This window comes from Flavobacterium sp. (assembly GCF_043778725.1).
Taxonomy (GTDB): domain Bacteria; phylum Bacteroidota; class Bacteroidia; order Flavobacteriales; family Flavobacteriaceae; genus Flavobacterium.
This window is the reverse complement of record NZ_JAYWFT010000080.1, coordinates 1-13497: the sequence shown is the minus strand read 5'-3', so window position 1 is coordinate 13497 and position 13497 is coordinate 1. Positions and strand designations below refer to the sequence as shown.

18 protein-coding genes are annotated in these 13497 nt (G+C 29.0%); 10 read left to right on the top strand and 8 right to left on the bottom strand.

Going from position 1 to position 13497, the window contains the following annotated elements; genetic code table 11:
• Positions 1-100: 100 nt before the first annotated feature.
• Positions 101-787 (bottom strand): DUF4294 domain-containing protein, encoded by a 687-nt coding sequence (locus ACH2CG_RS07060; protein WP_395063601.1) that lies wholly within the window; start codon positions 785-787, stop codon positions 101-103.
• Between the two features lie 81 nt (positions 788-868).
• Here ACH2CG_RS07060 and ACH2CG_RS07055 point away from each other — a divergent pair, with 81 nt between their 5' ends.
• Positions 869-1957: a M42 family metallopeptidase gene (locus tag ACH2CG_RS07055; protein WP_395063599.1), complete on the top strand. Its 1089-nt coding sequence runs from the start codon at positions 869-871 to the stop codon at positions 1955-1957.
• A gap of 157 nt (positions 1958-2114) precedes the next feature.
• A complete protein-coding gene (locus ACH2CG_RS07050) occupies positions 2115-2834 on the top strand; it encodes a head GIN domain-containing protein (RefSeq protein WP_395063597.1) in 720 nt (239 codons plus the stop codon).
• Between the two features lie 61 nt (positions 2835-2895).
• Here ACH2CG_RS07050 and ACH2CG_RS07045 read toward each other — a convergent pair whose 3' ends face one another.
• Complete coding sequence (locus tag ACH2CG_RS07045; protein ID WP_395063595.1) at positions 2896-3360, bottom strand: hypothetical protein; 465 nt, start codon at positions 3358-3360, stop codon at positions 2896-2898.
• Positions 3361-3693: 333 nt separating this feature from the next.
• On the bottom strand, positions 3694-4044 hold the full coding sequence (locus ACH2CG_RS07040; RefSeq protein ID WP_395063593.1) for a helix-turn-helix domain-containing protein: 351 nt from the start codon (positions 4042-4044) through the stop codon (positions 3694-3696).
• 188 nt (positions 4045-4232) lie between these two features.
• On the opposite strand from ACH2CG_RS07040, the gene ACH2CG_RS07035 reads away from it, so the two are divergent.
• From ACH2CG_RS07035 to ACH2CG_RS07025, 3 genes are read left to right on the top strand one after another with little or no spacing between them, the layout of a single operon-like run.
• Entirely contained in the window at positions 4233-4712 is a 480-nt protein-coding gene (locus ACH2CG_RS07035) for a hypothetical protein (RefSeq protein ID WP_395063591.1), read from the top strand.
• Entirely contained in the window at positions 4713-5264 is a 552-nt protein-coding gene (locus tag ACH2CG_RS07030; RefSeq protein ID WP_395063589.1) for a hypothetical protein, read from the top strand.
• A gap of 23 nt (positions 5265-5287) precedes the next feature.
• Complete coding sequence (locus ACH2CG_RS07025; RefSeq protein WP_395063587.1) at positions 5288-5674, top strand: hypothetical protein; 387 nt, start codon at positions 5288-5290, stop codon at positions 5672-5674.
• 60 nt (positions 5675-5734) lie between these two features.
• On the opposite strand, the gene ACH2CG_RS07020 is transcribed toward ACH2CG_RS07025, so the two are convergent.
• The 5 genes from ACH2CG_RS07020 to ACH2CG_RS07000 form a co-directional block, all read right to left on the bottom strand.
• A complete protein-coding gene (locus ACH2CG_RS07020; protein WP_395063585.1) occupies positions 5735-6679 on the bottom strand; it encodes a phosphoribosylaminoimidazolesuccinocarboxamide synthase in 945 nt (314 codons plus the stop codon).
• A 59-nt stretch (positions 6680-6738) separates the two neighbouring features.
• Complete coding sequence (locus ACH2CG_RS07015) at positions 6739-7542, bottom strand: SDR family NAD(P)-dependent oxidoreductase (RefSeq protein WP_395063603.1); 804 nt, start codon at positions 7540-7542, stop codon at positions 6739-6741.
• Between the two features lie 101 nt (positions 7543-7643).
• A complete protein-coding gene (locus tag ACH2CG_RS07010; protein ID WP_395063583.1) occupies positions 7644-8099 on the bottom strand; it encodes a hypothetical protein in 456 nt (151 codons plus the stop codon).
• A gap of 1 nt (position 8100) precedes the next feature.
• Positions 8101-8742: a hypothetical protein gene (locus tag ACH2CG_RS07005; RefSeq protein WP_395063581.1), complete on the bottom strand. Its 642-nt coding sequence runs from the start codon at positions 8740-8742 to the stop codon at positions 8101-8103.
• 242 nt (positions 8743-8984) lie between these two features.
• A complete protein-coding gene (locus ACH2CG_RS07000) occupies positions 8985-9935 on the bottom strand; it encodes a PhoH family protein (protein WP_395063579.1) in 951 nt (316 codons plus the stop codon).
• Between the two features lie 108 nt (positions 9936-10043).
• Between ACH2CG_RS07000 and ACH2CG_RS06995 the strand changes: the two genes are divergently transcribed.
• The 5 genes from ACH2CG_RS06995 to gldG all read left to right on the top strand — a co-directional run.
• The gene (locus ACH2CG_RS06995) at positions 10044-10871 is read left to right on the top strand and encodes an S-adenosyl-l-methionine hydroxide adenosyltransferase family protein (RefSeq protein ID WP_395063577.1); all 828 of its coding nucleotides are present in this window, start codon (positions 10044-10046) and stop codon (positions 10869-10871) included.
• Between the two features lie 6 nt (positions 10872-10877).
• Positions 10878-11456 carry a hypothetical protein gene (locus ACH2CG_RS06990; protein ID WP_395063575.1) on the top strand — a complete coding sequence of 193 codons (579 nt, stop codon included), beginning with the start codon at positions 10878-10880 and terminating at the stop codon, positions 11454-11456.
• 3 nt (positions 11457-11459) lie between these two features.
• Positions 11460-11756, top strand: coding sequence for a putative quinol monooxygenase (locus tag ACH2CG_RS06985; protein WP_395063573.1), 297 nt, complete (start codon positions 11460-11462; stop codon positions 11754-11756).
• Between the two features lie 79 nt (positions 11757-11835).
• On the top strand, positions 11836-12561 hold the full coding sequence (gldF, locus tag ACH2CG_RS06980) for a gliding motility-associated ABC transporter permease subunit GldF (protein WP_395063571.1): 726 nt from the start codon (positions 11836-11838) through the stop codon (positions 12559-12561).
• A partial coding sequence (gene gldG, locus ACH2CG_RS06975; protein WP_395063569.1) for a gliding motility-associated ABC transporter substrate-binding protein GldG occupies positions 12561-13497 on the top strand: 937 nt, incomplete at its 3' end. The genes gldF and gldG, both read left to right, overlap by 1 nt.

Sequence of the window (13497 nt, the reverse complement as noted above, 5' to 3'; positions counted from 1 at the left end):
TGTAGTGAAAATAAAAATATCTTTTTATTTAAAAACTGCTCTTATTGTAGCGAAAGTGGGAAAATGGACAAATTAAAAGGACCAGAACATTCGATGCTGATTAATTTTTCTTTTTATTTAATTCTTTCGATAGATTTTCCCAATAAATATTTAGTTCATCTATATCAACTGGGTTTATAGATTTTTGCTCAATTAATCGACCGCTAACAAATGCTCTATATAATATAGTCTCTATTAGAAAATCTTCATTGTCTTGATAAGGCTGGTATTTTGCTTTTAAATTTATATCAAATAATCGTGCTGTGTTGTTTGACCAGAAAGCTTTCCAACCGCTTTTGTAATCTTTTATTAGATCGTATGTAGAAATTCCTGTTTGCCTATGAATTAGTTTTACTAGAATTTGTCCCTGTTTTCTTGAGAGTTTTTTTAATTTTTCTTTAAATTCATTATCCATATAATCTTCTACAATCTTAAAGTATTTCTTTTTTTCTTTATTAGATTTGAGCTTACTCATGGTATTGTTCATGAGAGTAAGTCTTTCGGCTGCTGATTTTGCAAATGGGTATACCTTATATACTCTGTTTTGGAGTAATTGAAATTGTTTTAATGCTTCGGGATTCGGTTTAACTTTTGAAATAAGAACTTCGTCTAATAAAATAGTATCCATTTTTATGGTATCTAATTCTTTTAATTCAATTTCTTTATCATGTTGGTCTTTATTTATAATCTGGCCAAAAGATGTAATAGTAAATAAAAAAACTACTCCAATATATATGTGCTTTAACATTGCTAATAAATTTAGTGTAAAAATATAGAATATCCTTAACAAGTGTAATGCCAAATTTATAATTTAGCAAAAAAATATTTTATGGCAACAAAATCTATACTTACAAAATCATCGATTACCTTTTTAGAAAACTATTTGAACAATCCATCACCTACAGGATATGAAGCTGGAGGACAAAAAATATGGATGAATTATTTAAAACCATATGTTGATACGTTTATAACAGATACTTATGGAACAGCTGTTGGAGTAATTAATCCTGAAGCAAAATTTAGAGTTGTTATTGAAGGTCATTCTGATGAAATTTCTTGGTATGTAAACTACATTACTGATAACGGACTTATATATGTAATACGCAATGGTGGATCTGACCATCAAATTGCACCTTCTAAACGTGTAAATATTCATACTAAAAACGGAATTGTAAAAGGTGTTTTTGGCTGGCCTGCTATTCATACGAGAAATCGCGGAAAGGAAGAAGCAGCAACTTTACACAATATATTTATAGATTGTGGTTGCGAAACTAAAGAGCAAGTTGAAGCTTTGGGTGTTCATGTGGGATGTGTTATTACTTATCCTGATGAGTTTATGATATTAAACGAAAACAAATTTGTATGTAGAGCTATCGATAATAGAATGGGTGGATTTATGATTGCAGAAGTTGCTCGTCTATTAAAAGAGAACAAAAAAACATTACCATTTGGATTATACATAGTAAATTCTGTTCAAGAGGAGATTGGTCTTCGTGGTGCAGAAATGATTACACAAACTATTAAACCAAATGTTGCTATTGTGACTGATGTTTGCCACGATACAACCACTCCAATGATTGATAAAAAAATTGAAGGCGATTTACAAATGGGAAAAGGCCCAGTTATTGCTTATGCGCCAGCAACTCAAAATATACTTCGCGAATTAATCGTTTCTACAGCCGAAGAAAAGAAAATTCCGTTTCAACGTCATGCTACTTCAAGAGTAACAGGAACCGATACAGATGCTTTTGCTTACAGTAATGGCGGTGTTGCATCGGCTTTAATCTCACTTTCTTTGCGATACATGCATACAACAGTCGAAATGGTTCACAGAGAAGACGTAGAAAATGTAATCAAATTAATTTATGAAAGTCTATTAAAAATAGAAGATAATCACGATTTCTCTTACTTTAAATAATAATAAAAAACTTATGCATTATGTAAAAACTCAATCTTAAGTTTTCTTTTCTTAGAGTGACAACTTAAAGTGATTTTATATTATTAACACATTAAATTCTAAAAAACCGAATACTGCATTAGGTTTTTTAGAATTTAAAGAATCAATTAAAAAAAATATGAAAAAAACAATCTTAATTCTTGCCCTTCTTTGCCTTACCATTTCCAACGCACAAAAATTTAAAAAAATAAAAGGTAACGGAATTATAACAACTGTTAAAAGAATAACTTCAGAATATGATAAAATCATTATTGAAGGATCATTTGAAGTAAAACTGATAGCTGGAAAAGAAGGAAACATTTCTATTAAAGGTGATGAAAATTTATTAGAATTTATAAAAACCGATGTCAATGACGGAACTTTATCTGTTAATTTCGAACGTGGAAAAAACATTCAATTCAATTACAAATCATCGATTGAAATTACCATTCCTTTTGAAAAAATAGAAAAACTTGAATTTTCAGGTTCTGGAATTGTAACAACATCTGACATTATTAACTCTGATAATTTTGAAGTTGAAGCTTCTGGTTCTGGTAGTGTAAATTTTGAAGCCAATGCCACTAATCTTAAAATTAAACGCTCTGGCTCAGGAAGTGTTGGCGTTAAAGGTAATACCCAAAATCTTGAAGTAACCTCAAATGGATCTGGAAGTACTGATGCATTCGATTTGTTATCAGAAAATGTTACCGCAAATCAATCAGGTTCTGGAAGTGTTAGAGTTAATTGCAACAAAAGTTTATCTGCCAATTCATCTGGTTCTGGAAGTATTTATTACAAAGGAAAACCAGAAAAAGTTGACAAACATTCTTCTGGTTCTGGAGGTATTTCAAAAAGTTAATCAACATGCTTTAAAAAAAGTCCCAAACTTAATTGTCTTGGGACTTTTTTGTAGCTTTTAATTATGATTTCAAAGCATCTTTACTTTTAAACTCGAAGTTATTTAGTGCACTTTTAGATTTATTAATTAACTCAAAATCTAAAGGAGCAACTTCGTTAGAAATAGTACTTTCAATAATTTGGTTATCAATTCTAATAATGTCTTCAATTGTAGTTCCTAAATATAATGGTTGAAAAGGTACTTCTTGGCTCTCAGTAATTTTTTTATCGTCTTCAATGGTTTCTTCAATTGATTTTTTATAATTAGACGATAAAACAGCCACGGATTCTTTTATTTCAGATTCTGATTCTAAATTTACCATAGGTTTTTGCAAATTGCTATTGCTAACTGAATTTAAACCTGATGTTGTTTCTACTCTTGAAAATTCTGTTTCAAGATTTTGTTGCTCACTTGCAACATTTCCGGCAAACGATGAATTGATAAACATCGCAGATAAAAGCCCTAAATAAATGATTGATTTGTTCATGATGATTTGTTTTTAAATTTGTTGATGATTGATGATTTATTTTATTTTTTTTGATTGTTTTTTATCTAATTTCTTAAAGATAATACCTTGTATTACATAGTAGATAGCTATGTGTTTAAATTTATTTGCTACTTTCATGATTTTAAATAATTTAAGATTATAATGATAAGACGATAACAAACTAAATTTGTTACATAAAAAGTATAAAAAATAAAAAAGCCACGAAAAATCATGACTTTAATTATATTTTGAATAAAAATCTATTTCAAAAATTCTAATACATTTTTTTCTATACGTTCATCAATATTTGAAATAATAAAATGAAAAGTAAAATCAACCTAGTTTATTAATTATAATATCTATTTTTTTATTTAAATCCTCAAAAAAATGGTTAGGTGCTTTTATAATAATCTCAAAAGCATTTAAAGAATTATCCTTATTATCTGTATTATTAACAATGTTAATGATTTTAGGTTCACTTTCATAAATTTCATCTTTTGAAACATTTAGCTCTTTAGCAAACCTATTCCATTCAATTTCTGTTATAGGAACTTTACCGGTCTCTCTTCTACTATATTGTGCCTGATCCATTGAAACCTTTTCAGCAAACGCTGTTTGCTTAAAACCATTTTTAATTCTAATTGTTTTAAGTTTTTCTTTTGGTATAAAAACTCCTTTACTCATAATAACTATATTTTATTATTTGCTAAAATAATAATTTTTATCAATAGAAAAAACATATATGCACAAAATGTAAACATAAATGTCTAAAAAATCACATTGGAAAATAAGTAAATTAACAAGAATTTTACATAATGAAAGTTTCTCGAGAAAATTTTTATTAAATAAATATAAATTTTAAAAGTTTAAAAATGAAAAAAATAATTTTCGGCTTAATTGCCACAGTAGTTTTAGCGTTTAATGTGAATGCACAAAGGCCTAATTTAAGTTTAACAACACCTTGTCCTTTAGGTGAACACCCTGTTCTTAGCTTTGAATTTAATACTATTAAATTGCACAGAGCTTCAACAGGCTGTAATAAGAGGTTTTCGATTTGTTCTGACGGTGAATGGCTAATTGATTGTGTCACTGATATAACTCATAGAAGTTCTAGTTATAATGCAACAAATAATACTACATTAGTGATTGGTGATTTATCAAATGATAAAAAATACCTAACATTACGATTTCCTATCGAACTAACTAAATTAAAAGAGTTTTCATCTGAAGATTTTAAAGTTTTTGGTTTTGATAATGATTATATTTTAGTTGATGGTCTTTCAATAGAAAAAGGCGATTATATTCCTACATTTACAGAAAAAGAAATTCTAGTAAAAGTAAAAGTAAAATAAATGAAATTAAAACATCTAACATTATTCCTAATTTATATTTTGTTAGCATCATGTAAATCAATCATTTCTTTAACAGAAAACGTTAATGAAAAAAATAAATTTATTACTAAAGAAATTTACATATCAAAAATTATAAATAAAACAAAATTTTTAAAGGAAAAAATATATGTTATTGATGATGATTTTTTTAGTCCTTTCTTGAATGAAATAATTTCTAAACATCTAAGCACTTTTTATGGAATTACTAATAATCAAAAATTTGTTAGTGCTGATCAATTAAGTGTTAAAAGTTGTTCTGGACAAATCATTAACCTTTACAGTATGTTTTTAGATAATTCTAAAGATATAAGAAATGAGGATGTTACTGAAATTAAAATATTATCTAAATTAAATTTAGATAATACAAAAAACACAATAATATTTTTATACTCTTATAAACTGGGAGGACTATATAAAACTAAAATTAGTTCAGTAATTAAAGAACTTGAAGGGAAAAATAATTTTGATTACAGAATTATTTCAATCGATAATTATGATATACTAAAAAAATAATTTAACACTAATAAACAAAGCAAATGAAGTTAATATTTATGATTCTATTATTTCCATTAATTACTTTTTCTCAATCCAATATTGACAAAATTTTAAAAGGCGGAGAGATAATTGTAAATGGGTTAAGCTTTATAAAAGGAAATAAAGTTAATACAGGTTCTAAAATTATTGAAAGTATTTGTGTAAAAAACAAACTTGAAGAAAAAATTATTTTTAGGATCATTGGTAAAAATGACGATGGAGAGGCTATAAATAAAGAGCTAGTCATTCAAAAAGATGGAAAAGAATGCTTTTTTCTTTTACAAAAAGGTGTTTATACATACGAAGTTGTATTGACCAATAAAGATGTTTTCAAAAAAGGTGAATACAAATTCGATGATGAAATTATAATAACAATTAAAAATATTTAGAAATAAATCTATTATTAATTTTAAAATTATGAGTTTGATTTAGTATCAAACTCATTTTTTTTATTTCAAAAATTCTAATACATTTTTTTCTATACGTTCATCAATATTTGAAATATCCGCTTTTACAAACTTTTCTCCCAAGATATTTTCATACAATTCAATATATCGTTCAGAAACAGTATCTATATAATCCTCTGTCATATCAGGAATTTGCTGTCCTTCTTTTCCTTGAAATCCGTTTTCTATCAACCAACGACGCACAAATTCTTTAGACAATTGTTTTTGTTCTTCTTTATTGTCCTGGCGTTCTTGATAACCATCAGCATAAAAATATCGTGATGAATCTGGTGTGTGAATTTCGTCAATAAGAACAATAACTCCTTCTTTAGTTTTTCCAAACTCATATTTGGTATCAACCAAAATTAAACCTCTACTGGCAGCAATTTCTGTTCCTCTTTGGTACAAAGCACGAGTATATTTTTCAAGAACCAAATAATCTTCTTCACTAACAATTCCGTTTGCTAAAATAGCTTCACGAGAAATATCTTCATCATGCGATCCATTATCTGCTTTGGTTGTAGGTGTAATTATTGGAGTTGCAAATTTATCGTTTTCTTTCAATCCTTCTTCCATTATGACACCGCAAATAGTTCTTTTTCCGAGCATATATTCACGTGCTGCATGTCCAGAAAGATAGCCACGAATAACCATTTCTACTTTAAAAGGCTCGCATAAATGTCCGACAGCTACATTTGGATCTGGCGTTGCAATTAACCAATTGGGAACAATATCCTGAGTCAACTCCATGAATTTTGTTGCAATTTGATTTAAAATTTGTCCTTTATAAGGAATTCCTTTTGGTAAAACCACGTCAAAAGCCGAAAGTCTATCGGTAGCAACCATAACAAGTAAATCATCATTGATGTTATAAACTTCTCTTACTTTGCCGCGATAAACCGATTTTTGATTGGGAAAATTAAAATTGGTTGTAGTTATTGTGTTCATTATAGTATGTGTTGTTGTATCGTGCAAAAATAGTTTCTTTTAAAGAGAAATACAATTATTTATTGGCTTAAAACATATCTTCTAATAAGTCTATCAAATAATCGATATCCGAGAAATCTTCTCAGGTTTTTCATCAGATTTGCATCAAATCCTATCGCGTGTTTTTTAAATCCTTTTGATGGATTCGCTGCAATTTTATACAGTTTATCTAAAATTGATTTTGATAAATCATGATTATCACAGGTTTTTCTGTTCATAATTCCATCAATACTTTTCATCATTTCATTATAGGATTCAATAGAAGATTTTTCGCATTTAGAAATATTTTTTTGAAAATTAGACGGCGCATTTCCAAATTGAACAGTGCTTACGCTAATATTAAAGTTCAATAATTCATAAGCCATACATTCTGAAAAACTCTCTACGGCTTGCTTTGTTGGATGGTAAAAACTTCCTAAAGGCAAATTAACCAATCCGGCAATTGAAGTAATATTGATAAACTGACCATTCATTTGTTGGCGAAAATGCGGAATAAAAGCACGACAAACTTTAACAACTCCAAGCCAATTGACATCAACAATTGCATCAATTTTGGCATCTTCAGATAATTCTACAAAACTTCTGTAACCAACTCCTGCATTATTGACAATAACATCAATAGAATTGTAATCGTTAAGAATTGCATTTTTTGCTTTTTCGATACTTTCAGAACAAGTTACGTTAAGTTCGTAACATTTTATATTTGGAATTCCTTCAAAAACTTCTGCAGCTTTTATACAAATCATTGTAGCTATAACGCTCCAACCTTTTTTTGAAAAATGTATTGCAATTTCTTTGCCAAGTCCACTTGATGCACCTGTTATGAGTATAGTTTTGATATTTGGTTGGTTTTTAGATTTCCAAATCTATACTATTTTAAAAACATAACCAAAGAATAAATAAATTTAGGATGCTTAATGTTTACTTAAACTAGGTTAATAAATTTATTGACTTCTTCTAAAACCTCAATTCCTTTGGCTTCAATACTTTTAATTTCTTCAAAATCTTCTACGTTGTTGGCATTATAAAAAATGATTTTGGCAGATGTTCCAGTAATTTCAATAGACTTAATTTTAGAAATTGGAATTTTATAGCGTTTTCCGGTTTCTCTTTTCATATAAGCAAAAGCGCCAAGACCTAATAGAATAATCCCAAAAGGAATAGAACCCGATTTAGATTTTGAAAGTATCAATAGTATCAAACAAGCTATTACGAAAAGATAAATATAAATTTTAAATCCTTTAAAGTTATTCTGTTTTATTGATTTAGGCGATTTCTCAAGCAATTCATGAGTTTCCGACCAGTTGCCTGAATTGGTCAAAAACAAATTATCGTCATTTATGTTTACAAATCCGTTGGCGTATTTAAAGTATTCTTTCATTTTAATTTTCTATTACTCCAAATTTAATTCCATTTATTTTCAAAAATTCATTAATCAAATCTATCATTTTAAATGACTCTTCTAAATTAGAAAACAAATTAAAATTGATTATTGTTTCTTTTGGCATTTGATAAAACTGATGACATTCAAAGCAAACCTCAATGTAAGAGATAATTTTCTCATTAGAATCCAAAAATAAAATAGCATTTCTAGGATTGTAACAACCTGTGCCTAATATTGAATACTCTTTGGGTAATTTATCTCTCTTTAATTTATAATTTATTAAAATAGTACTCAAACTATCTACTTGATTTTGGTTTAATTCAACAACTTCTGTTGCATAATATTTATTTATTTTATTAGGTAATTCAAATGATTTAATAATTTTATAGTTCCATCTAACCAAATTTAAACTATCAATTGCAAGCTCATTGCGGTCTTCATTAACAACAGATTGATTTGGACCTGGAAATGCAACTAGTAAAACTTTTTTAGCTTCACTAAATGGAAAGATAGCTCTTCGTTCTTCAACTGTTTTTTTTCCAAATAATCCCCATTGAATTTTTGAGTTTTGAGAAAAACAATTAAATCCAAAAAAAACAAATAATAGTATTGAATAAAAATAAGTTAAAGTATTTTTCATTTTACGACTTTCACATTTTTAAAAATAGCATTTATTATTTTTACAAATATCTGTATCAAAATCATTACAATTAGAAAAAAAACAAATAAAGTGATAAAAATAATAAATGCATAGTTCCATCCTGAGTTAATCGTTGTATGCCAACCAGGAATTATAGAAGTAAAAAAATCAAAATTGAAATAAATTAGAAATAGACATAATATAAGTAATCCAAATAATATTGGTAAACTATTTTTCATCCTTTAATCATTATTCTCAATCTGCTTGTAAGCATCAATTACTTTTTTAACCAATCTATGTCTCACAATATCTTTATCGTCAAGATAAATAATCCCAATACCTTCAATATCTTTCAATACCAAAATGGCTTCTTTCAATCCCGATATTGTTCTGCGTGGTAAATCTACTTGTCCTGGATCTCCAGTGATAATAAATTTAGCGCTTTTTCCCATACGAGTCAAAAACATTTTCATCTGAGAATGGGTTGTATTTTGGGCTTCATCAAGAATTACAAAGGCATTATCCAATGTTCGTCCACGCATAAAAGCCAATGGAGCAATTTGAATAATTCCTTTTAAAATATAATCTTCTAGCGTTTGTGGCGGCAACATATCGCGCAAAGCATCATATAAAGGTTGCATGTACGGATCCAATTTTTCTTTCATATCACCAGGAAGAAATCCTAAATTTTCTCCTGCTTCAACTGCTGGACGCGTTAGTACAATTCGCTTTACTTGCTTTTCTTTCAAAGCCTTTACTGCAAGTGCAACACCTGTATACGTTTTTCCTGTTCCTGCTGGACCAACGGCAAAAACCATGTCATTTTTAAAAACCGATTCTACCAATTTCTGCTGATTTGGTGTCATGGCCTTTATCAATTTTCCGCCTATTCCGTGAACCAAAATCTTATCCTGATCGGGCATGCGCTGCTCTTCTTGCGAATTGCTTTGAATAACACGTTCAATAACATTGGCGTCAATATTATTGTAGCGTGTAAAATGAAGCATCAATCTGTTAAATCGATTTTCAAATTCATCAAGTTCTGCTTTTTCGCCAAATGCCTTGAGCGTTGTACCGCGAGCGACAATCTTTAGTTTTGGATAATACTTTTTAATTGTTTCAAGATGAGTGTCTTGTGCACCCCAAAATTCTTTTGGAGCGATGTCGTGTAATTCAATGATACGTTCGTTCAAATGGAAGGAGTTTTTTAATTAATTTTTTACTAAATAGTAGTAGCTTTGCAATCAATTCAAATTTAAGAAATACACCAATACGTTTCTCATTTAGTTATAAACAATTTTATGTCAATAATTACCCTTACTACCGATTACGGACTAAAAGACCACTTTGTTGGTGCTTTGAAAGGGAAAATACTATCGCAACACGAACAGGCTGTGATAGTTGACGTTTCTCACAACATCGATCATTTTAATACAAGTGAAGCTAGTTATATAATAAGTAATAGTTTTAATAGTTTTCCAAAAGGAACAGTTCACATTATTGGTGTTGATATTGAATTGACTTTAAACAACCAACATATTGCAATGGAGTGGAATGACCATTTTTTTATAGCTGCCGATAACGGAATCTTGAGCATGTTAATTGAAAAAATTAAACCCCAAAAAATAGTTGCCATCAACATTCACGACAGATTATTACCAGAAGCGACTGATATGGATGTTTTTGTAACAGTTGCAGTTCATATCGCCAAAGGTGGTTCGTTGAGCGTTATTGGTAAAGAAATTAAAACCATAAAAGATGTTACCGAGTTGCAACCAGTAATTGCATCCGACTTGAATTCGATAAAAGGATACGTAGTATATATTGACCATTTTGGAAATGCAGTAACTAATATTTCAAAGAAATTATTTTTAGATACTGCCAAAGGTCGACCGTATGAAGTTAGTTATAAAAGTAAAAAAGTAAAAAGTATTTTTGCAAAATATTCTGATATTGAAACAACAGACAAACAAGCTACTAGCATCACAGGAAGACATTTAGCAATTTTCAATGAAGCTGGTTTTCTAGAAATTGGTATTTATAAAAGTCATCCCAAAAAAACTGGTTCAGCCGCATCACTATTAGGATTGACATACAGAGATTTTGTAATGATAAATTTTAATAGTTAGTTTTTAATGAAAAACATAATTAATATTGCACTTTTATTATTTATATCTTATTCTTCATTAGGTCAAGATTTAGATAGTATTTATGTGAAATTTTATAAATATTCTGATGCGCTTACAACCAATAAAACCATTGGCAAACTTGATGAAAATGTATATAGTATTGCAAAACAATTAAATACGCTTCATCCAAGAGAATTTATGAATAAATCTATAGAACTTTTAAAGCAAGATAAGTTTAACGAAGCTAGTTTTATATATTATCTAGGTAGCATGCGTTGGAAATACTTTGAAAATTTTACAAAATATACAGACAACGATAATAAATTGAAGCAAGATATTAATGATGTTATCAATACGTTTTTGAGAAGTAACGTCAACAATTTTTCGGCTATTATCAATGCTTCTGTCAAATATCATTTTGCAAATGATTATACTTTTTGTACTAGAAAAAAGAACCCATTGCAATATGAAGAATCAGCCGCATTTTATAATAGAATGAGCAATCAATTCATCATAAATCAAGATTATTTTAGAAACATGTGGAGCAAAGAAAGACGCGATTTTGAAAATGATTTAAAAAAATAAATTATGTTTGTTAGAATAGTAAAATTATCATTTCATGAAGAACATATTCCTGCATTTCTTGAAAATTTCGAATTAATGAAAAACCACATACGAAACGCGCCAGGAAATCGTTTTCTTGAATTGTATCAAGACAAAAACAATAAAAATATTTTCTTTACCTACAGTTATTGGGAAACCGAAGAAGATTTAGAAAATTACAGAAAATCAGCATTGTTTGATGAAATCTGGACCTTTACAAAAAAATTATTCAACGATAAACCCGAAGCTTGGAGCGTAGACAAATTAACTTCTTTAGTTTAAAATTGTTTAATTTAGTTTAAAGTTGTTCTTGAAAACAATCTTAAACTTTTAAACTTTTAAATGATTAAACAAAAAATAAATGAAATCAATATTAATAAGAGAAATAAAATCCTTTTTTGGTTCGCCAATAGGGTATTTAGTAATTGCCATTTTCTTACTTCTCAACGGATTATTTCTTTGGGTTTTCGAAGGTGAATACAACATTTTAAACAGCGGATTCGCCGATTTATCTCCGTTTTTCACAATCGCACCTTGGATATTAATTTTCTTAATTCCTGCCGTAACCATGCGCAGTTTTTCTGATGAGAAAAAACAAGGAACTATTGAGTTGTTATTAACCAAACCAATCTCTATTTGGGAAATAGTAGGCGGAAAATTCTTTGGTGCTTTTCTTTTAATTGTAATTGCAATTATTCCAACATTCATCTATGTTTATGTCCTTTACGGATTGGGAATGCCCGAAGGAAATATCGATATGGGAAGTACAATGGGTTCCTATTTTGGATTGTTATTCTTAATTGCAGGTTACACAGCCATTGGAATCTTTACTTCTACGTTATCAGAAAATCAAATCGTTGCCTTTATAGTTTCGGTTTTCTTGTGCTTTATTTTCTATTTCGGATTTCAAGGTGTTGCTTCTCAATTTAAAGAATTTGAAGATTTAATAGCCTTTTTCGGAATGGATTACCACTTTAAAAGTATGAGTCGCGGTGTAATTGATACGCGCGATGTAACTTATTTTGTTAGTATTGCCATCGTATTTTTATCGCTAACCGTTTATAAATTAAAATCGTTAAAATCGTAATGGAAAATAAGAAGATAAACTTAAAAAACCTGCTCACAATTGTTGGAGTTTTACTACTACTAAACTTTGCAGGATATTTCTTTTTTAAACGTTTCGATTTAACTTCAGACAAACGTTATACACTATCAACAACTTCTTTAAATATTATTAAAGAAGTAAAAGAACCAATGTATGTGGATGTTTTCTTAGAAGGAAATTTTCCAGGAGAATTCAAAAAACTGCAAACAGAAACACAACAATTACTTGAAGAATTCAAAGCTTACAATTCGAATATTATTTTTCAATTTGTAAATCCATTAGAGAAAGAAGAAGATCGCGAAAAAATAATGCAACAGTTTTACGATAGAGGTTTGACACCTTTAAACGTAACTATGGACGAAAAAGGAAAGCAAACACAAGAAGTTGTTTTTCCGTGGGCTGTTGTAACTTATGGCAATAAGAGCACCAAAGTTCCTTTATTAAAAAATATGATGGGTGCATCAACGGCACAAAAAGTGGTAAGTTCTGTGCAACATCTTGAATATGCTTTTGCAAATGCTTTCAACACCGTTTCTAAAACGCGTGAGAAAAAAGTAGCAATTATTAAAGGAAATGGCGAATTACACGAACTTCAAATTGCCGATTTTTTAAAGTCGGTTCGCGAAAACTATTACATCGGACCATTCACTTTAGACTCGGTTGCAAAAGATCCAGAAAACACGTTAAAAGCGCTTAAAAAATATGATTTGGCTATCATTGCTAAACCAACAGAAGCGTTTTCTGACCAAGAAAAACAAGTGTTAGACCAGTTTATAATCAATGGTGGCAAAACGCTTTGGTTAGTAGATCAGGTCAATATGGAAATGGACAGTTTAATGACAACTGGTGAAAATTTGGCCTATCCAAGAGATTTGAATTTGAACGATATGTTCTTTAATTCTGATGCCATATTTAAAG

What these genes read in the sequence shown, in the direction of transcription:
- ACH2CG_RS07030 (WP_395063589.1), top strand. Translation starts at nt 4,713, where the DNA reads ATGAAATTAAAACATCTAACATTATTCCTAATTTATATTTTGTTAGCA.
- ACH2CG_RS06995 (WP_395063577.1), top strand. Translation starts at nt 10,044, where the DNA reads ATGTCAATAATTACCCTTACTACCGATTACGGACTAAAAGACCACTTT.
- ACH2CG_RS07020 (WP_395063585.1), bottom strand. Translation starts at nt 6,679, where the DNA reads ATGAACACAATAACTACAACCAATTTTAATTTTCCCAATCAAAAATCG.
- ACH2CG_RS07050 (WP_395063597.1), top strand. Translation starts at nt 2,115, where the DNA reads ATGAAAAAAACAATCTTAATTCTTGCCCTTCTTTGCCTTACCATTTCC.
- ACH2CG_RS07010 (WP_395063583.1), bottom strand. Translation starts at nt 8,099, where the DNA reads ATGAAAGAATACTTTAAATACGCCAACGGATTTGTAAACATAAATGAC.
- ACH2CG_RS07055 (WP_395063599.1), top strand. Translation starts at nt 869, where the DNA reads ATGGCAACAAAATCTATACTTACAAAATCATCGATTACCTTTTTAGAA.
- ACH2CG_RS06985 (WP_395063573.1), top strand. Translation starts at nt 11,460, where the DNA reads ATGTTTGTTAGAATAGTAAAATTATCATTTCATGAAGAACATATTCCT.
- ACH2CG_RS07045 (WP_395063595.1), bottom strand. Translation starts at nt 3,360, where the DNA reads ATGAACAAATCAATCATTTATTTAGGGCTTTTATCTGCGATGTTTATC.
- gldF (WP_395063571.1), top strand. Translation starts at nt 11,836, where the DNA reads ATGAAATCAATATTAATAAGAGAAATAAAATCCTTTTTTGGTTCGCCA.
- ACH2CG_RS07025 (WP_395063587.1), top strand. Translation starts at nt 5,288, where the DNA reads ATGAAGTTAATATTTATGATTCTATTATTTCCATTAATTACTTTTTCT.
- ACH2CG_RS07040 (WP_395063593.1), bottom strand. Translation starts at nt 4,044, where the DNA reads ATGAGTAAAGGAGTTTTTATACCAAAAGAAAAACTTAAAACAATTAGA.
- ACH2CG_RS07005 (WP_395063581.1), bottom strand. Translation starts at nt 8,742, where the DNA reads ATGAAAAATACTTTAACTTATTTTTATTCAATACTATTATTTGTTTTT.
- ACH2CG_RS07035 (WP_395063591.1), top strand. Translation starts at nt 4,233, where the DNA reads ATGAAAAAAATAATTTTCGGCTTAATTGCCACAGTAGTTTTAGCGTTT.
- ACH2CG_RS07060 (WP_395063601.1), bottom strand. Translation starts at nt 787, where the DNA reads ATGTTAAAGCACATATATATTGGAGTAGTTTTTTTATTTACTATTACA.
- ACH2CG_RS06990 (WP_395063575.1), top strand. Translation starts at nt 10,878, where the DNA reads ATGAAAAACATAATTAATATTGCACTTTTATTATTTATATCTTATTCT.